Below are 17,971 nucleotides of genomic sequence, written 5' to 3' on the forward strand. Positions count from 1 at the left end.
GACGAATCTGACGCCTGGAGGCCTGCGTTCGCGACCGCTGGTCGCTCCTACGGGTTTTGGGGCGAGCGCTTGTTGAGGGCTCGACCCAATTCCCGCAAGTGTCCGCGTGGAGGCCAGCCATTAACCGATCAAGCCGGCCTTGAGCGCCTTGATGCGCACATTGATGTCCTGCTGGGCGACTTCCTGCTGTTGCTTGAGCGCGTCCTTGAATTTTTCGTCCACGCCGCGCTTTTCTTCGGGACTCATGGCCTCGTATTCTTCCTTGCTGACGCCAGTCAACTGCTCGCGCAGCCGGTCTTCGGCCGGCAGCTTCATGTAGTCGAGAAACTGCTGCTGGGCCGACGTGTAGGTCGTGTCATTGGCGGCCAGTGCCGTATCGCCACTGGCCGTGTTGTCGCGCTCGGCGACAGCGTCCGACACTGTTGTTTCGGTCTGGGTCTTGAGCCCGAGCATCATCCGGGCAAAAGACTCGTCATAGGCGGTACTGCCACCGGCGCCCTTGTGCGAGGCACTGTGGTCGGCACTTGAGCTGAGCGTTGCGGCCGCCGCCTGGACAGGGGGTGGTGCAACCAGACTGAACGACGCCTGTGAAAGTTCGTCAAGCGCCCCGCGCCCGACAGCAAACCTGGAGGCCAGGTTTTCGATCGTGCTGTTGCTGACTAGCATGTGAGTAATCTCCTGCTGTAGCGGGGCGATCCAGCCCCGGCCTGTAGCGCAGCAAGATGGATGCCATCGCCCTCAAGAGCATCATCCTGTGCATGGGCAGGCCCTGGCAGATGATGGCCAATGACCAGGCCCGGACAGCGGTTGCCAGAGGCGGCAAGGGCTTGCCGATCAGAGGGTGGTGTGCAACTGCAGGTCATCCTGTGGCATGGGCACGGAGAAAAAGTACCCTTGCGCCTGCCCGGCGCCAATGTCACGCAACAACTCCAGGGTGGCCTGGTCTTCGACCCCCTCGGCCACCACGGTCAGGTCCAGCGACTCGGCCATGCGCACAATGGCGCGCACGATGGCCCGGCTACGGGCACTGGTGCTGAGCTCGAAGATGAACGACTTGTCGATCTTGAGCCCGCTGAAGTGGTACTGGTGCACGTAGCTGAGGGACGAAAATCCCGCGCCGAAGTCATCGAGCACCACCGATACGCCGTTATCGGCCAGGTGCTTCATCGTCTGGCGCGCCTGCTCGGGCTCGGACACCAGCGCACCTTCGGTCAGTTCCAGGCAGATGCGCGAGGGTGCCACGCCCTGCCCGGCCAGCATGGCCAGCACGTCGGCGGCAAATTCCGGCCGGGTAATGCTGTAGCTGGAGCAGTTGACGTGCACCGTCGGCCAGTGGGCGTTGGCCGGCAGTGCCAGGATGGCAATGACTTGCTGCAACATGTAGACGTCAAGACGCCCGATCAGGCGCAAACCCTCAAGCGCCGGCAGGAAGTGCCCCGGCGCGATGATCCGGCCATCGGGCTGGTGCCAGCGAATCAAGGCTTCCAGCGCCAGCAGCTTGCCGCTGTTGAGGCAGACAATGGGCTGGAAATACGGAATCAGCTCGTCAGTGCGCTTGAGCGCATTGCGCAGCGCACCTTCCTGCTCGACCTGGTCGGACACTTCGCGGCGCAAGGCCTGATTGAACAGCGCAAAGCTGTCGCGCCCGGCGTTCTTGACCCGGTACATGGCGATGTCGGCATCACGCAGCAGATCGGCAGGCTCGCGATGGAACTGGCTGTCGGCACCGACCACACCGATGCTGCATGAAGAAAACACCGCATGGCCATCAATGAAGAACGGCAGGTCGAAACTGGCCAGGATACGCTCGGCAATCCCGCTGCCAATCTCCAGCGAGGCGCCCACCGCCAGCACGGCAAACTCGTCTCCCCCCAGGCGCGCCAGCAGGTCGCTGCCACGCATGCAACTGCGTAAACGCTCGGCGGCCTGGATCAGCAGGTTATCGCCACAATGATGGCCAAGGCTGTCATTGACCAGCTTGAAGCGGTCCAGGTCGATGAACATCACCACCAGTGGCCGCCCCTGTTCGCAGAACTCATGCCAGCACCCTTGCAGGCGCTGCTGCAGGTGACTGCGGTTGGCAAGACCGGTCAGGGCATCGTGCGCGTTTTCGTATTGCAGCTTGGCGTTGGCGTGGTCCAGCGCCCGGGTGCGGTCCTGGACCCGCGCTTCCAGTTGCAGATTGGCCGCATGAATGGCTTCGGCTGCGCTGCGCCGCGACAAGGCCGTGTCGATATGTCGCGAGACGAAGGTCAGCAATTCCTGGTCGCGCAGGGTATAGCTGACATCGGGCGAGTAGCTTTGCACCACCAGGATGCCACGCACCTGATCGCCCTCGAACAACGGAATGCCCAGCCATGACCAGGAGCGTTGCGACTCTTTCTGCACCTCGATTTCACCCAGTGCCTCCAGCCGCAAAGCCTCTTCACGGTTGATCAGGCACGGACGTCGCTGACGGATCACGTATTCGGTAAAGCCCCGCTGGCCACGCCGCGAACGGGGCCGTGCGGTTTTCTCATCGACGAAGTACGGAAACGCCACCTCCCCGGTGGTGTTGTCGTACAGCGCAATGTAGAAATTCAGCGCCACCAGCAGCTCGGCCACAATCCGGTGCAAGCGCGGGAACAGTTCGGCCATGTCACCGGGCTGGCTGGACAATTCAGTGATCTGGAACAAGGCACTTTGCAAGTGCTCGGCACGCTCGCGCTCGGCGATTTCCTGACGCAAGGCATCGTTGGCCGCCGACAGTTGCTGGGTGCGCAACAATACGGTCTGCTCAAGGTCGGCGCGGTGCAGCAACCGGTCCAGGGCCATGGCAACATGCCGGGACACCACCTGGAACAGCGCACGGTCTTCGAGGCTGTAGATTCGACTGACATCGTAGACCTGCATGGCCAGCATGCCGAACACTTCGTCGGCGGCGTTCTTCAGCGGGGCGCCCATCCAGAATTGCGGACGATGCCCGACACACTGGAAGCGCCCTTCGCGCTCGGCCTGTTCGATGCCTGGCGCATCGACAAACAATGAGCGGCCATGGGTCAGCACATAGCCGGTCAGGGACATGCGGGTGCGGTCGAGAAATTCAAAGGCATCAGGCGTGGGCGCCTCGCCATCGATGCTGTCGACATAATAGGGATAGGTGATCGTGTTGTGCACCCGGTCGTACAAGGCCAGGGCAAAATTCTCGGCATTGATCAGAGTCGACAACTGCCGATGGACCCCCTTGATAAAGGTGCTGCGATCACGCGTGGAGCTGGCCAGATGGCTGATCTGGTAGAGCACCCGCTGAGTGCTCTGGGTACGGATCAGGGCAGCCGTCTGCAGCAGCGAGCCCAGGCGCAGGGCCATGTCTGCCAGCCACGGTGCATGGGCCTGGGCGTGCGGTGCCAACACCCAGCCCAGTACATCCTCACCCATTCCGGCGACCCAGCGATGCAGGCCGCGCGCCTGGCAGAATGCGTCAAAGTCTGCGCTGGCAATCGATTCTGGCCAGTCGGACCCTGCAGCATCCTGGCCAAGCAGACGCTTGTGCTCACCGACACCATAGACAGCCCAGCAGGCATTTGGGTAATGACTGCGTATCGCTTGCAGCAGGCCGCCGATCGCTGCGAGGACCGAGGGCAGATCGCCGGCCAGGCTCAGATCAGGCAACTGGAAGGGGTGGCGCATTTCAACGACCAAAGGAGGAATATTCATTCAAGCATCACACCCGCTAACCTTCTGCGCCCACTGCCGAGGGACCCGTACCCCACGCTGCGGGGCAAGCGCAGTCATTCTATGCGACTGCACGCCCTGCACAAGACCGGGCAGGCCCGTATTGACCTGACGAACGTCAGCGCACCTCGTCTCCCGGCGTTTGACTCCCCAGTCCTGGAGGCGCGCAATATGCGCCTGCTCAAGAACAAGGAGAAATGAACATGGCTAAGATCAATGTTTTAGCAGGGGATTTTCTTCAAGGTGACGGGGAGTATCGCGCTGGCACCCTCACGCTCGTAACCCCACTGTTTCCATGGCCCGGTATCAGTTTCAAGCACAGCGATATCAAGTCCATGGAAATCGCCAGCCAGGGCAGCAACAAGAAAATCGACGGTGCCATCGGTCTGGGACTGGCCGGGGCACTGATGCTCGGCCCGGTCGGTGCAGCGGCCGGTGTGATGCTCGCCCGGGAAGAAAAGGAAGTCACGTTCATGGTCAACCTCAAGGAAGGCCGCACCTTGCTGGCCGCCACCGATGACAAGACCTTCCGGCGCATGGCCCGCCATGTCGGTATGCCTTAGGCCCTGTACGAAAAGTCGGTGAGCGAAGGTCAGGCAAGGCAAAAAGCGGCGAGCAAGCGCAGTTGACACGTGTCAATGAGCATTGCGAGTCGATTTTTAACNCAAGGCAAAAAGCGGCGAGCAAGCGCAGTTGACACGTGTCAATGAGCATTGCGAGTCGATTTTTAACGCAGCATGGCCGAGCGCAGCCACTTTACGTACAGAGCCTAAGGGGCACCGCTAAAGGCCTCGCCGGTGGCAAGCCAGGCGCGGTGCTGCTGTTCATTGCTGTGCTGGCGAAAAAAATCATTGAGCGTGATGCAGCGGCCTGGATGAATCAGGCACAGGTGGTCAGGGGTTCTGGCGTATTCAATGGCCAGTTGATGCCGCTGCTCGGGGGTCAGGCCCAGATAACCTTTTTCGTCTGTGCGGCCTTCGAACAGAAAATGCTCCGGGTCGAGCCGCGACAGATGCTCAAGCCCGGGCCTGGCCATGCGCACGATGTACCACAGGCAGTGGGCGGGCGGCTTGCCTTCGGGGGGCAGGTGCAAGTCAGGCAAAGGCTCAGGCACGGTGCCTGCCGCAGGCAGAACCGGATGGCCAAGCTGCAGGCTGTCGCGGCTCGTGACAGCAATGCCCTGCCGCCCGACCTGCACCGTTCCCAGACCCAGCAGGGTGACGGGATCATTGCTCTGCACCCGCACGGTCTGCCCGTCCTGCAGCGTCAGGGCCTGCGGTAGTGGCTCCAGCACCTGGTCATCGACCCACCAGCGGGTGGCAGGCTCCTCGGGTGCCGGTGGCAGCACGGCGCAGATCAACGGCCGGTCGGGATCATTATCCAGATAGCCGATCTGCACCCGGCACCCACTGCGCAAGGCATAAGCCGGCAGGTCGGGATTGACCAGCAAAGCCCTGATCGCGAGCCCCGGTTCAACGGGTTCCGCTTGCCAATCCATGCGAATCGGCAGGCAACCCTGCGGATCGACCTCGCTGCCCAGCAAGGTGGCCGCTTGCAACCCGTGCACGGTCGGCTTGGGATGGCGCAGCGCCGGTCTGAACGGTTCGGTCCACAAGGTCACGCCGAAACGGTTGCGATAGCCGCTGTCGAACCGGTCATGCACTGGCGCATCCGGCAGCGGCGCGCTGGACAGCAGCCGGCTGATGGCGGCGACGTCATGCGGGTCGTGGCCTTCAAATACCTCGGGCTGTTTGCCTGCATGACGAATCCAGGTCAGCAACCAGTGGTCATTGAGGCGCAATTCTGGATGCCCGAGCACCTGTATGACCTGGCCACACACCAGCGTTGGCAACTGGCTGCAACCGCTGATCTGTCGACGCTCGGTGCGCAGGCACTGGAGTTGACGAGCGCTGCGCTGACGTTGCCAGGCACTGAGGGGATCCTGTGCCGGCAGGCCTGAAGTCTTCGGGTAAGGCTGGTTATCGGCTTGCCTGGCAGACGGTGCTTCGGCATCCGTACTGGCCGGCAGCCACGTCGACGAAGGCGGGGCCGGCAGGTATGGCTGCGCCGGTTGCAGCCTCAGTGATTCGGCAAGGTGGCTGATCTGCTCCACCGCCAGGTCCTGGCCGCTGTCCATGAAATACAGTGCGCCACTGCGCTCGGGGAAACTGGCGCAATCATCGGCAAATACCAGTTGCTGGCCGTCGAAGCGAAAGTGAATGCCTTCTTCCTCACACAAGCGTTGCAGCAAGTGCAGATCACTTTCCTGGTGCTGCATGCACAGCGGGCGAGGCGGGTAAACGCCATACAAGGGCTCGAAACGGTAATCGGCATCACCCAGGCCGCGCTCGCGCAACAGGTGCTCGATCAGTTGCGGAACACTCAGGTTCCGGAAGGCGTGCTGTCGACGCGGCTGTGCCAGGCGTTGCAGACGTGGCCACAGGCTGAGCCGGTAATGGCTCAGGCAGGTGCCGGCATACACCTGGCTGGCACTGCCGATTTCACCCTGCACGCCGGGGTGCCCGGGACAGGGTTTGAGGCAGGCGCGGCGTTGCAGCAGGGCGCCGACATCAAGGTGCGGGTCGCGGCTGATCAGGTCGATGTCGAAGCGCCAGGTTTCATTGAGGGCTTCGCGACCTGTAAAGCCGACCACCTGCAGGGCTGATGGGCAGTCGGCAATTGCCAGGGTTATCGACCCGGGTTGATCGTTGGGCATTCGCGGACTCTCTCTCCATGAGGTTCATGGCTGCGAAGGGTACGGAATGCCACGACGCAAAAGCAGGTCTGCCCGGTTTTTCAGAAAAGGACTACAGCTTTGCGCGCTCACAATGTAATTGTCCGACATGCAAGCGCCTGACTGGACAGGGGTTTCAACTGCGCTGCGGGCGTATAGAATGCATGCCCTGTGTCCGGAGCGTTCCGGACCCTTCCTTTTCAACGCCTTGCCTGTACACGGCAAGGCGCCAGCGAATCAAGAGAGCAGACATGGGCGCACAGTGGAAAGTCAAACATAGAGAAGCGGCCGCCAATGCCAAGGGCAAGATCTTTGGCAAGCTGTCCAAGGAGATCATGGTCGCTGCCCGCGCCGGTGCCGATCCTGAAATGAACTCGCGCCTGCGCCTGGTGGTAGAGCAGGCCAAGAAAGCCTCGATGCCGCGCGACACCCTGGAACGGGCGATCAAGAAAGGCGCAGGCCTCCTGGGCGAGACCATCAGTTTCGAGCGTGTGACCTACGAAGGGTTCGCCCCGCATCAGGTGCCGGTGATCGTCGAGTGCCTGACCGACAACGTCAACCGCACCGTGGCGCAAATCCGCGTGCTGTTTCGCAAGGGGCAATTGGGCGCTTCGGGTTCGGTGTCCTGGGACTTTCTGTATCAGGGCATGATCGAGGCCGTAGCCGACAAGCCTGACCTGGACGCCGAAGAGGCCGCCATCGAAGCCGGTGCCCAGGACTGCGAGCCCGGTGAAGACGGTGCCGTGTTGTTCCTTACCGAGCCGACCGACGTCGACGCCGTGTGCAAGGCGCTGCCCGAGCAGGGCTTCACCGTGCAGTCCGTGCAACTGGGCTACCGCCCGAAGAACCCTGTCGAAGGCCTCAGCGAAGAGCAACTGGCTGAAGTCGAAGCCTTCCTCGAAGCCATCGACGAGCATGACGACGTACAGAATATGTATGTGGGCCTGGCGGGCTGACATTCATAAGTGTGCAAGTGCCGGGTGATCACCCGGCCAGCTGGCGATAGACCTCCTGCATGGCAGGTCGGGCCTTCACGTCAGGCTGCAGGCATTGCCCGGCCAGCGTGTACAGTTCAGGCTGCGTCGCGCTGTCGGGGCAGCGGTCCAGCAATTCGCTCAACAGGATGCCGAAGGCCCGGGTCTCGATCCGTTCCAGTGCCCCGGCCGCCTGGCTTGAGGGGTGAAAGGACGCTGCGCCAAAATCGCCCAACAGGCACTCGCCGTTGGCCTGCCACAGAATGTTATGACCATACAGATCACCATGGGTCATGCCCTGTGCATGCAGATGGGCGGTGACCGACGCGATGCCGGCTGCCAGCGCCCGCAGGGCCGCAAGGGTCAGATGCGTATCGGCGCGATAGATGTCACGGGTGCAGGAGTCCAGGCTCGGTGGTCCGGCCAGGTTGGCAAATGCAGGATCAATCAGGTCCATCACCAGCCCGCGCCGTGCTTCAGGATGTTGATCAACCTCGCCCAGCACCGTGATCAGATGCCGGTGCAGGCCGGCCTTGATGCAGGCCTGCATTTCATCCAGAGGCGAGCCATCGCTGGTCAGCTCGCCTTTGTAGAGTTTGATCGCCACCGGCCGCTCGACCTCGCCATCGTGCCAGACCCCTTGTTGAATCACTCCTGAGGCGCCTTCACCCAGGCGTTGGCGCACGTCGAGTCGAGTCCAGTCGATGTGTGCAATCGGCAGCGTGTCAGGGTTGTGGCTGAACGGGTTGCCCGAGTGTGCCAGCCAGGCCAGTGCCGGCAGGTCCAGCAGCCAGTCGGGCAGCTCAGGCAATCGGTTGGATGCGATGCGCAACAGTTCCAGCTGGTGACAGTTGGCCAGGGTGTCGGGCAAACGGGTCAAGCGATTGCCGGCCAGCATCAGCTTTTGCAGCTGCAGGCATTCACCCAGGGCGTCGGGCAGTGTTTCGATCCGGTTATCAGTGAGGATCAGCCAGCGCAACTGCGGCGGCAGCGCCTGGGCCGGTACATGAGTGATGCGGTTGGCCTTGAAGCCGACCATGCGCAGCTGCTGGCAGCGGCCCAGGCAGGCGGGCAGTTCAGTGAAGCGGTTGTCGGAGACGAACAGCACTTCCAGGTGGTGCAGGCGATGGAGGTCGTCAGGCAACTGGCTCAGCGCGTTGCCGCTCAGGTTGAGTACCTTGAGCGAGTCAGCCAGGTCGAAGATTTCGGTCGGAAAGGTTTCCAGGCCGCAGCCCAGATCCAGACGTTGGATGCCGGCCAGCGTGCCGGCGCGCAGATCTGCAAGGGTGTGCATGTGAACAGAGGGCCATTGATCGGACGGACGTGCATGATAGCCCATTGACGCTTTGCGCCGTCCTCGGGAAGGCCGGACAGTCCTTTTTCCGGCCACGGCAGCGCGTGCAGTGTTGCAGGCTCAACGCACGACATGCACCAGGCGCGACAAGGTCGTCAGTACGTCGCGCCCCAGTGCCTTGGAGCGTTGGCCCGACCAGCCGGTGACCGGGTCTGGTGCGCTGTCATGATCCTTGAACGGCATTTCCAGGGTCAGCGCCAGGCATTTGTAACGCTCGCCCACGCTGTTGCAGGCCAGGGCCATGTTGGCCTGGCCGGGTGCGCTGCGCGGGTAGCCATGGACACTCTGGAAGTGTGGTGTGATGCCTTCCAGGGTGCTGCGAAACAGGGCCTCGAGTTCGGCCTGTTGGGCCGTGTAGCCAGGGTTGCCCTCACAGGCGGCGGCGAAGACGTAGGGAATTTCCTCGTCGCCGTGCACATCGAGAAACAGATCGACGCCGTAGTGCTCCATCTGCTGCTGGATAAAGAACACTTCCGGGGTGTCCTGCGCGTTGCTGTCCTGCCAGGCGCGGTTGAGGTCCTTGCCTTGGGCATTGGTGCGCAGGTGACCATGCCAGGCGCCATCAGGGTTCATGTTCGGCACCAGGTACAGGTCGGCCGCCGCCAGCAAGTGCTGCAGCGCTTCGTCCCCGGTCTGCTGCAAATGCTCGATCACCCCTTCCATGAACCATTCGGCCATGTGCTCGCCCGGATGTTGCTGGGCGATGATCCAGAGCTTGCGCTTGCCGGGTGCCCCATCGCCCTTGCGCAGCAGCGGGATGGCCCGGCCTTCGACGCTCGCTCCGCTGGCCAGCAGCTCGCAACCGGCGGCGTCCACGGCCTGGGCGACCAGCGCATCATGGCGCTCGCGGCTGTAGGGTTCGAAGTAGGCAAACCAGGCCTGGGGCTGTTCGGCCTTGAAGGTAAAGGTCAGTGCCTGGCCGTCGAAGTCGGACGCAACGCGAAACCAGTGGGTGTGGTCGACCGAAGCCACGGCGTTATAGCCACTCCAGGCGTGCTTGTAGCTGGAGTTGCCGACATTGCCCAGCCTGAAGGTGTAGTGATCGCCCGGGACCAGTCCGCTGGCCTTGAAGTGGAACCACTGGAAATGCGCGCTGCGGGTGTCGGGGCGGATGGCCAGTTCGATGCAGGCAGGGTCGCTGGCGTCGATGACTTGAATATTGCCGCTGTCGAAGTCGGCGCTGATGTTCAGACTCACGGTGTCTCCCTGTGTGCGCAAGTATCGGGTATGACACTTACTTTACAGGGCTTGCCCGTCGTGTTCTGTCATGAATCGGCCATCTATGGTCAGCTGAAAGCCTCGGCGGTCATCATCAGGCTGCAGACGAAGCCGGTGGCCAGGTACCAGCCCAGGTAGGCCCGACGCTTGCGTTGATGCCAGCCCGAGGCGCCCAGCAGGGCGGCCGGCGCCTGTAGCTGGCGCCACAGACGCTCACTGGCCTGGAAGGCGGCCAGATGACCGGGATGGGCATCCAGCCAGTGGCGAAACTCGATGCGCTGGCTGGCGGTGGCCGCCGGGCTTTGCAGGTGGATATACCAGGCATCGGCCTGATCGTGCGCCGCCAGCAAGGCGTCGGTGTCGGACAATGGACGATGGGTATGGCGCATGACACGCAGCATGGCGCGCTCGACCTTGCCGACATCGACGCCCAGGAAACCGGCGATTTGTGCGTATGACTGATGTTCAAGGCGGCTGAGCAGGAAGATTTGCCGGGTGCGGCGTGACAGTTTGCGCAGGCGTCGGGCCAGCTCGAATGTGTGTGCGTTCACGTCGCAGGCAGGTTGGGCGGGCAGGGGCAGCAAAGGCGAGAGCTGACTACTCATGGTGGATCGCTCGCAGGTCGTCCATAAAGGGAGGGTATCCTTGAGTGCCGTAGGGCGCATCGGCAATGCTCCTAGACTAATGAGTTCAAGAATCATTCTCAAGTGAAAAGCGTCAACAATTACAGAATTTGATCAACCGGCAAGGCAAAATCTATGGGGCGGCCCGATGTTGTTTTGCTATGATGCGCCCCATACGCAACACGCACCGACTTCATTAGCCTGAAGCAGCGAGAAACACCCAAAAAAAAGACCCGGCAAAAAGCCGGGTCAAAAACCGTGATTAGCCTGATGAGGAGATAATCCGGGAGTCGACCTAAGACTCCGGGGTTACCAGCCAGTCTCTCGACCGGCTGATGCAATAATAATCATTATCATTTGAGCGTCAAGCTCTTTTTTGCGCTCCTCTGAAATAAAGAGGCCATCCGTGTCCGCCTGTCTTGTGAGGCCGGCATCAGTACCGCGCTGACGACCCCGTCCCGGGCTTACTTCAGCATGAACTCATCAAAGAATTGACTCAGCTCTGCATGGGCCTCAAGCGGCAGGATGGTGGCGACGTGCTGATCCGGACGTACCACCACCATGCAGCCCCGTGCCCGATCAATGCCGCGCCGGGCGAAGAGGTCGTATTCTGCGCTGCTCTGAAAGACCTTTTCGTAATCGCGCAGGCCGTACCGCCCCTTGGCAGGCCAGAGGAAGTCCGGCATGTCTTCGATGGTCAGAGCCTGCTGCTGGAATACGGCATAGACATCGATCACTGAGTCAATATCCGCCTCGATCGGGGTGTATTGCCTCACCGGAGAGGTCGCCGCCTCAGCCAGGAACCTGACCAGTCTGATCGACTCGGAGGTCGCGTCCAGCGGGCTTGCTGCATCGCCAAAGATAAAGATGCGCCAGCGACCATCCGCCTTGTTCAGGTGCCCCAATTGCACCGGGCAGGCATCGGCCACGCGCACGGCTCTGGCGGAGTGGAAACGCTGCCCGATGGGGAATCCGCTCGCCAGCGCCTGATGCTCATGCCCTGTACAGAGCCAGGAGGGGTCATAGCCAATCGAGGTGCCGGCGATGAAGCCGTTCTGACGGGCGATGAACCTTTCGATGTCGGCGGTACTGGTCCTGGCCGCTGCGGCGTCCTTGCTGGCGCGAGTGGCGACCAGCGCCGACATTTCCCGGTCGGCGTTGATCAGCATGAGCGCCACCTTGCGGCGCTCGGCTGCGTAGGTCTGCAACAGCTTCGGATGCGACTTGCCCTGCAGCACTGCCGCCAGTTTCCAGCCCAGGTTGAAGGTGTCGGGCAGGGACGTGTTCAGCCCCCAACCCCCTTTCGGGCTGTGGGTATGGCAGGCATCACCGGCGACGAAGGCGCGCGGAATCAGGCCCTGCGGGTTGTCCGCCGGAGTGTCGTCGAAGCGTTCGGCGACGCGCTGTCCGACTTCATAGACAGACCACCAGGCCACCTCTTTCACGTCCAGCCGATACGGATGCATGATCCGCCTGGCCTTGTCGACAAGGTCCTCTGCGTTCAGCGCCAGCTGTGAAGCGCGCTGGTCCCTGGCCAGCAGATCGAGCTCGACATACAGGCGCACCAGATAGCCGCCTTCACGCGGTACCAGCATTACGGCGCCGCTGTCCCTGGACTGGATGAAGCTTTTCACCCGGATGTCCGGAAAATTGGTCACGGGCAGCACATCCATCACGCCCCAGGCCTTGTTGGCCGAATCACCTTGCAGTTTGATTCCCAGGCTCTTGCGCACCGCACTGCGGGCGCCGTCACAACCTACCACATAGCGTGCCTTGATAATTTCGACCCTGCCTGACTGGCTGGCATCATTGCGCTCGAAGGTCGCGGTGACCGGATGCGTGTGCAGGTCCTGAGTCAGGCGCTGATCCACCACCAGCTCCAGCAAGCGGCGGTTGTAATGCGGCACCAGGTGCGTGACCGAATGCGCCATGCCGTCGAGCAGAATGTCGTGCAACCGCGCCTGGTTGACCACGCAGTGGGTAAACTCGGACAGCCCCAGCCGCGCATCGGCAACCTTGTGCGTGCGCTTGATCTGCTGCGGATGCTGCGCATCCGGTTCCCAGAAGGCGTTGCTGTGCAACTGATAGGCTTCCTTCTCCAGCAGGTCGCTGCTATTGAAGGCCTCCATGATTTCCAGGGTGCGGCAGGAAATACCATCGGCCTGTCCGAACAGCATTGGCCCGGACTTCTGCTCGACGATACAGGTCTTTATACCGTCAAAGTCCGCCAATTGGCGTGCCAGCGCCAGGCCGGCCGGACCACACCCGACGATCAGCACATCGACCTCTTTCGGCAGATCGACCATTGGCGGCGGTGATGCAGGCTTACGTGCCTCATCGGTAATCTGGTAGTTGCCGGGCTTGAAGCCGTTCAGGTGGTACTGCATGCGCAAGCTGCTCCTGTCATGGGTGGAGGCACCATGATGGAGCGGGGCAGTGGATCGCTGAATGCAGCTTTCGCCTTTAAGCTTGGACTTTTCGCAAGGCTCAGGAGCAAGCGCCCCCTCTCTCCAGGCGTGGCTGGAGGGCTTGCAAAGGGCGTGATGCTTTTCTGCGCACTGCGCCTGTCCTGGCGAGATCGGGCCCGGCAACGCGGCTCGTGCTGAAACGGCAACAGACCCTAGGCTGAGCGACTGTCGCGGTAGTCGCTTGGCGGTGTGCCGACATGGCGGCTGAAGAATCGCGAGAAATAGGCAGGGTCACGAAAGCCCAGGGTAAAGCAGATCTGGCTTACCGATTGGCCGCTGTGCAACAGCAGGCGCTTGGCCTCCTGCAATTGGCGCTCGAAGACCATCTGCTTGGACGACATCCCGGCCAGGCGGCGACAAATCAGGTTGAGCCGCGCGGTGGTCAGGCCCAGTTCGGCGGCATAGTGTTGCAGCGGCCAGTGCTCGGCATGGTGAGCCTCCACCAGGTGGTTGAAGCGATGAAACTGCAGCAGGTCCTGGGCGGGCACCGGACTGTCGCGCTGCGCCCGTTCAGCCAGGCGCAGAAGGTTGGCCAGGATCAGCCGCAGCAGGGCCATCAGATTGGCTTCGCGACCGCCGCGCTGGCGGGTGAACTCATCGGCCACTTGCTGGAACAACGAGGGCAGGTACGCAGCGATGCACGCGTTATCGCCTTGCTGGTCGCTCAGGTCAACGCACAGTGGCTGGTTCAACCGAGGCGACAAGGCAGCCTCGCCCTCAAACAACTGCCATACCCTCTGTTGACGCACGGTAATGACCTGTCCCTCGCAGGCTTGCTCGGTGATGAAGGCGTGAGGCACGCCGGGTGGGGTAAAGAAGCACAGCGGGCCATCCAGGCGATACTGGTGATCGTCCAGATAGAGGTGGACATGGCCGTTGTGGATGTAGTGGATCTGGAAAAGCCGGTCGTGGCGGTGCACCGCCACGCTGCGACCGAAGAATTCGCAGAGCCGGCCATGGCCATCGTAGTGGAAGTCAGCGTCGGCGTAGCGCTGGTCGTAGACCTGGCCGAGATCAAGGACCGGGATGCTGGCCAAGGGTTGCCTGGAGCTCATGCCCGGTACTCCTGCGTATCGGCTTGTGGTGTAGGGGGTGGGCGCAGTACGTCGTGCCAGTGAAGTGGCGGTCCAGTCAGGCAGTCAGCGTCTTGTCAAATCCCGGAAAGCACGAAGGGGAGCCTGGGCTCCCCTTCAAGGTTTCTTTGTATGCTCTTTTTATTTTTCGGGGCGGCCTGTTGTTGTTTTTGGTGACCGGGCCCGTTACCGCTTTTGGCGATCCTCATTCAGGATCAAGAGCAAACGTATTTTTTTGAGCGCTGAGTCGCTTTTATCAATGATCCAACCTGTCTGTCAGCTGCTGATGCAGTCTTGTTGTGAGTGACCGGTTGCGAGGGCAAGGCCTCGAAAAGCTATCTACTCCAAAAAAATCTGTTGGCTGCGTCTCTGTCCGTGTTGTTCTTGTTATGTCAGAGCCGTTACGTCTTGTTTTTATTGGGTTGCTGCAATTTGTTGTTCTTGTTGTACGAAAGATATAGCAGGAGCCGTGCCAGGTTTTGCAAAGCCCCGTAAATCGGGCTTCTGGCTGAAATGCCATAAGGTGACGGCCAGTCAGTGGCCCTGAAAATGTTTCCGTGCTACCCGCTTTTTGAAATGATTTCGTGCAGGGTAACACCGCGTGACAACATGTCGCACTGGCTGCCCGACGAGCGTCAAGCTGTCAAGAGTCGGGAGAGGGTCGGCCAGTCAATGCACCCAGACTTCGACCCGGCGGTTACGGATCCGTCCGTCGTCGACCTCGTTGGTGGCCACCGGCATTTCCTCGCCCAGGCCCAGCACATCGCGCAGGATGACGCCGTGACGCAACAGCTCGCGGCGCACGGCCATGGCGCGCAAGCGTGACAGCAGGGTGGCCCGCTCCGGGTCATCCTTGGCATCGCCGAAGCCGACCAGCGTGACCTGGCGGGTGAGTTTGTCGTGACTATTCAGGTAATCGACCACCCGTTGCACGTCAAACAGCGCCTTGTTGTCCAGCCGCGCGCTGCCCTGGGCAAAGCGAAAGTTGATCGACAGGCGCTGGGCTTCCCGGCTCAGTGCCTGATAGCGGGCAGGCATTTGTGCTGTCGGACGGACGGTGATCGCTTGCACGCGCTGGGCGACAAAGCCGCTGTCGGCCACGATGGCCTGGCCTTCGGGGCTCTGGGCAAAACGCACCAGTGCCTGGGCCCAGGGCTGTTGCAGGTGCGGCGGCAGGTACAGGTACAACCGGCGTGACAGCGGGTAGTCTTCGGTGGCGATCAGCGCCAGGCTGGGCAACATCGGTTGCGAGTCGCCATCGGCAATGGCCAGGGCCCGGGTGTGTCGAACATAAGGCAGGCCGATAAAGCCGATAGCGTTGGGGTTGCGGCTGACGGCGTCGGAGAGCTGTTGGCTGGACTCCAGGCGCTGTGCGTGCGGCGACAGGTGTTTGCCATGCCTGGCCAGCACCCGATCCTGAAAGGTTTCCCAGGTGCCGGACTGATCGTCACGCGCATACAGGACAATGGGCCCGGGTCGGCCACCCAGGGTTTGCCAGTCACGGATTTCACCGCTGAACAGTCGCGCCAGGGTCTCGGTGTCCAGATGACGCAGCGGGTTGGCTGGGTGCACGATCACCGCCACCCCGTCGATGGCAATCACATGTTCGGCCTGGGCGCTGCGCAAGTCGCCAAAGCCTGCCAGTGCACGCACTTCTTCGTCCTTGATCGGTCGCGAAGCGGCCGCGAGATCGGCCAGCCCGTGCGCCAGTGCGGTAAAGCCGGTGCCCGATCCATGCGCGGCGACGACCGCCACGTAAGGCGTGCCGCTGAGGTCCCGGCCCTGTACCTGCATTTCATTGGCCGCAGCCCCCGGCAAGGTCTGCACCTGATGCAGGCCGCGCTGGCGCATCAAGCCCTCGATCAGGGCAGGGCCCAATTGTGCATTGAGGGTATTGGAGCCCGACAGCCTCAGGACCGGGGCATCGGTCGTCACTGCCGAGGCGGCCAGGGCCGGTGGCGTGCCGGCCAGCAGAAGCGCGTAAAGCAGGGCACGCAGCATCTGCATCACCGTGAGTCATCAAAGGTGTCGGCAGATTAAGAAACAAATATGACGGGGCGATGACGAGATGGCGTTGGTATCAGTTCAGCTCCAGCCAGATCGGCGCATGGTCGGAAGGCTTTTCCATGCCGCGCAGGACGTAGTCCACGCCGGCAGCCTTGATGCGCGGTTGCAAGCCCTTCGAGGTCATGATCAGGTCAATGCGCAGGCCACGCTTGGGTTGGTCTTCAAAGCCGCGGCTGCGGTAGTCGAACCAACTGAACTGGTCATTCACCTCTGGGTGCAGGTAGCGGAAACTGTCGACCAGCCCCCAGTTCTTGAGGCGTGCCATCCATTCACGTTCTTCGGGCAAAAAGCTGCATTTGCCGGTTTTCAGCCAGCGCCTGGCGTTATCGGCACCGATGCCGATGTCACAATCCTCGGGCGAAATGTTCACGTCGCCCATCACCACCAGTGGCTGCTCATGACTGAAACGACTTTCCAGCAGGGTTTGCAGGTCGTTGTAGAAGCGTTGCTTGGCCGGAAACTTGGTGGGGTGGTCGCGGCTTTCACCTTGAGGAAAGTAGCCATTCATGATGGTCACCGGCTGGCCGTGTTCATCGGCGTAGGTGCCCCAGATAAAACGCTTCTGGGCTTCGTCGTCATCGCTGTCGAAACCCTTGTGCAGCGTCAGTGGCGCCTGGCGCGAAAGCAGGGCAACTCCATAGTGGCCTTTCTGGCCATGATAATGAACGTGATAGCCCAGAGCCTCGATCTCGGCCTGGGGAAACTGCTCGTCGGATACCTTGGTTTCCTGCAGGCCGATCACGTCCGGCTGGTATTTCTCGATCAGGGCCGCCAATTGGTGCGGCCGGGCGCGCAGGCCGTTGATGTTGAACGAGACGATTTTCATAAAGCGACCATCCTGAAGCGAAAACGAGACGGCGATGCTAGCCGACCTGCCTGATAACGACCAGCTTGCAAGCAGTCATTGGATTGCCATCATTATTTCCGGAACTGTCGAGAACCTCGATGACTCTGAGGCTGTGCATGCCAGTTGCGCATTTTTTGCACGGCCGCTAATACGAGGTTTTGCCGTATGCCTGAGTCATCCATTTCCCAGATCGATATTCGTCAGCTTGATAGCGGTTATTCGCGTGAAACCCGCAATCTGCTGTTTCAGGTCTACCGCAACGACCCGAACTTTGCCTATGTTTTCAATGCCAAGCGCGCCGGTTACGAGCAGCGTGTGAAGGCCACGGTCAATGCGCTGGTCAAGCAGCATTTCCTGCAGGACTTGCCGGCGCTGGGTCTGTTTGTCGAAGACCGCCTGGCAGGCGTGGCCCTGATTGCCCCACCGCAGCGTCGCCTGGGCATTACCGAAAGCTGGGCCTGGCGTCTGCGCATGGTACTCAGCACCGGCCTGAGCTGTACCCAGCGCTACCTGGACTATTACAACGCCGTACTGGCCTGCCTGCCTTCGCAGCAAGTGCATGTCCTGCCGCTGGTGGGGCTGGACCCCGCTTACCAGGGCCAACGCATGGGCCAGCATTTGAGTGAGAAATTGTTGCAGACATTGCATGAGTGGTGTGCGGTGGATGAGCATTCGCGTGGTGTGGTCCTCGACACCGGAAATCCCCGCTATCTTGAGTTCTATAAACAGCAGGGTTACGAGGAAATCGGTGAAGTGACGGTCGGACCGATTCGTGAGCATGTGTTTTTTCATCCCAGCCCCCGGGCTGTGACCCACGCCACGACGTGAGTGGTAAACCCCGGCTTCATGCGCGGCAGGCCTGTTCGCCTTTGAGCGGCGCCGCCATTGAGTCGTGTTAG

At 61.5% G+C, this 17,971-nt stretch carries 13 protein-coding genes; 3 read left to right on the forward strand and 10 right to left on the reverse strand.

Going from position 1 to position 17,971, the window contains the following annotated elements; translation table 11 throughout:
- Window positions 1-120 precede the first annotated feature (120 nt).
- Window positions 121-666: a hypothetical protein gene (locus ASF84_RS15030; protein WP_056839630.1), complete on the reverse strand. Its 546-nt coding sequence runs from the start codon at window positions 664-666 to the stop codon at window positions 121-123.
- Between the two features lie 168 nt (window positions 667-834).
- Window positions 835-3,696: a sensor domain-containing phosphodiesterase gene (locus ASF84_RS15035; protein WP_082481608.1), complete on the reverse strand. Its 2,862-nt coding sequence runs from the start codon at window positions 3,694-3,696 to the stop codon at window positions 835-837.
- Window positions 3,697-3,917: 221 nt separating this feature from the next.
- Here ASF84_RS15035 and ASF84_RS15040 point away from each other — a divergent pair, with 221 nt between their 5' ends.
- Entirely contained in the window at window positions 3,918-4,277 is a 360-nt protein-coding gene (locus ASF84_RS15040; RefSeq protein ID WP_056839632.1) for a hypothetical protein, read from the forward strand.
- Window positions 4,278-4,483: 206 nt separating this feature from the next.
- Here ASF84_RS15040 and ASF84_RS15045 read toward each other — a convergent pair whose 3' ends face one another.
- Complete coding sequence (locus tag ASF84_RS15045; protein WP_056839633.1) at window positions 4,484-6,430, reverse strand: type VI secretion system Vgr family protein; 1,947 nt, start codon at window positions 6,428-6,430, stop codon at window positions 4,484-4,486.
- Window positions 6,431-6,699: 269 nt separating this feature from the next.
- Here ASF84_RS15045 and ASF84_RS15050 point away from each other — a divergent pair, with 269 nt between their 5' ends.
- Entirely contained in the window at window positions 6,700-7,404 is a 705-nt protein-coding gene (locus ASF84_RS15050; RefSeq protein WP_056839634.1) for a YebC/PmpR family DNA-binding transcriptional regulator, read from the forward strand.
- Window positions 7,405-7,432: 28 nt separating this feature from the next.
- Here ASF84_RS15050 and ASF84_RS15055 read toward each other — a convergent pair whose 3' ends face one another.
- From ASF84_RS15055 to xthA, 7 genes are all read right to left on the reverse strand, one after another.
- Window positions 7,433-8,716 (reverse strand): leucine-rich repeat-containing protein kinase family protein, encoded by a 1,284-nt coding sequence (locus ASF84_RS15055; RefSeq protein ID WP_056839635.1) that lies wholly within the window; start codon window positions 8,714-8,716, stop codon window positions 7,433-7,435.
- Window positions 8,717-8,836: 120 nt separating this feature from the next.
- Window positions 8,837-9,973: a M14 family metallopeptidase gene (locus ASF84_RS15060; RefSeq protein WP_056839636.1), complete on the reverse strand. Its 1,137-nt coding sequence runs from the start codon at window positions 9,971-9,973 to the stop codon at window positions 8,837-8,839.
- 89 nt (window positions 9,974-10,062) lie between these two features.
- Window positions 10,063-10,599 (reverse strand): sigma factor-like helix-turn-helix DNA-binding protein, encoded by a 537-nt coding sequence (locus ASF84_RS15065; RefSeq protein ID WP_056839637.1) that lies wholly within the window; start codon window positions 10,597-10,599, stop codon window positions 10,063-10,065.
- Between the two features lie 482 nt (window positions 10,600-11,081).
- Window positions 11,082-13,004 carry an FAD-dependent monooxygenase gene (locus tag ASF84_RS15070; protein ID WP_056839638.1) on the reverse strand — a complete coding sequence of 641 codons (1,923 nt, stop codon included), beginning with the start codon at window positions 13,002-13,004 and terminating at the stop codon, window positions 11,082-11,084.
- A 233-nt stretch (window positions 13,005-13,237) separates the two neighbouring features.
- Window positions 13,238-14,140, reverse strand: coding sequence for a 4-hydroxyphenylacetate catabolism regulatory protein HpaA (gene hpaA / locus ASF84_RS15075; protein ID WP_056839639.1), 903 nt, complete (start codon window positions 14,138-14,140; stop codon window positions 13,238-13,240).
- A gap of 687 nt (window positions 14,141-14,827) precedes the next feature.
- The gene (locus tag ASF84_RS15080; protein WP_056840155.1) at window positions 14,828-16,159 is read right to left on the reverse strand and encodes a substrate-binding domain-containing protein; all 1,332 of its coding nucleotides are present in this window, start codon (window positions 16,157-16,159) and stop codon (window positions 14,828-14,830) included.
- Window positions 16,160-16,238: 79 nt separating this feature from the next.
- The gene (xthA, locus tag ASF84_RS15085) at window positions 16,239-17,051 is read right to left on the reverse strand and encodes an exodeoxyribonuclease III (protein WP_056839640.1); all 813 of its coding nucleotides are present in this window, start codon (window positions 17,049-17,051) and stop codon (window positions 16,239-16,241) included.
- A gap of 186 nt (window positions 17,052-17,237) precedes the next feature.
- Between xthA and ASF84_RS15090 the strand changes: the two genes are divergently transcribed.
- Window positions 17,238-17,900, forward strand: coding sequence for a GNAT family N-acetyltransferase (locus ASF84_RS15090; protein ID WP_056839641.1), 663 nt, complete (start codon window positions 17,238-17,240; stop codon window positions 17,898-17,900).
- Window positions 17,901-17,971: the final 71 nt, after the last annotated feature.

The organism is Pseudomonas sp. Leaf127 (genome assembly GCF_001423155.1).
In the GTDB taxonomy this organism is placed as follows: domain Bacteria; phylum Pseudomonadota; class Gammaproteobacteria; order Pseudomonadales; family Pseudomonadaceae; genus Aquipseudomonas; species Aquipseudomonas ovata.

Bases quoted from the DNA above. Each gene is read 5' to 3' on its own strand.
- ASF84_RS15030 (WP_056839630.1), bottom strand. From the start codon at position 666: ATGCTAGTCAGCAACAGCACGATCGAAAACCTGGCCTCCAGGTTTGCT.
- ASF84_RS15035 (WP_082481608.1), bottom strand. From the start codon at position 3,696: ATGAATATTCCTCCTTTGGTCGTTGAAATGCGCCACCCCTTCCAGTTG.
- ASF84_RS15040 (WP_056839632.1), top strand. From the start codon at position 3,918: ATGGCTAAGATCAATGTTTTAGCAGGGGATTTTCTTCAAGGTGACGGG.
- ASF84_RS15045 (WP_056839633.1), bottom strand. From the start codon at position 6,430: ATGCCCAACGATCAACCCGGGTCGATAACCCTGGCAATTGCCGACTGC.
- ASF84_RS15050 (WP_056839634.1), top strand. From the start codon at position 6,700: ATGGGCGCACAGTGGAAAGTCAAACATAGAGAAGCGGCCGCCAATGCC.
- ASF84_RS15055 (WP_056839635.1), bottom strand. From the start codon at position 8,716: ATGCACACCCTTGCAGATCTGCGCGCCGGCACGCTGGCCGGCATCCAA.
- ASF84_RS15065 (WP_056839637.1), bottom strand. From the start codon at position 10,599: ATGAGTAGTCAGCTCTCGCCTTTGCTGCCCCTGCCCGCCCAACCTGCC.
- ASF84_RS15070 (WP_056839638.1), bottom strand. From the start codon at position 13,004: ATGCAGTACCACCTGAACGGCTTCAAGCCCGGCAACTACCAGATTACC.
- hpaA (WP_056839639.1), bottom strand. From the start codon at position 14,140: ATGAGCTCCAGGCAACCCTTGGCCAGCATCCCGGTCCTTGATCTCGGC.
- ASF84_RS15080 (WP_056840155.1), bottom strand. From the start codon at position 16,159: ATGCTGCGTGCCCTGCTTTACGCGCTTCTGCTGGCCGGCACGCCACCG.
- xthA (WP_056839640.1), bottom strand. From the start codon at position 17,051: ATGAAAATCGTCTCGTTCAACATCAACGGCCTGCGCGCCCGGCCGCAC.
- ASF84_RS15090 (WP_056839641.1), top strand. From the start codon at position 17,238: ATGCCTGAGTCATCCATTTCCCAGATCGATATTCGTCAGCTTGATAGC.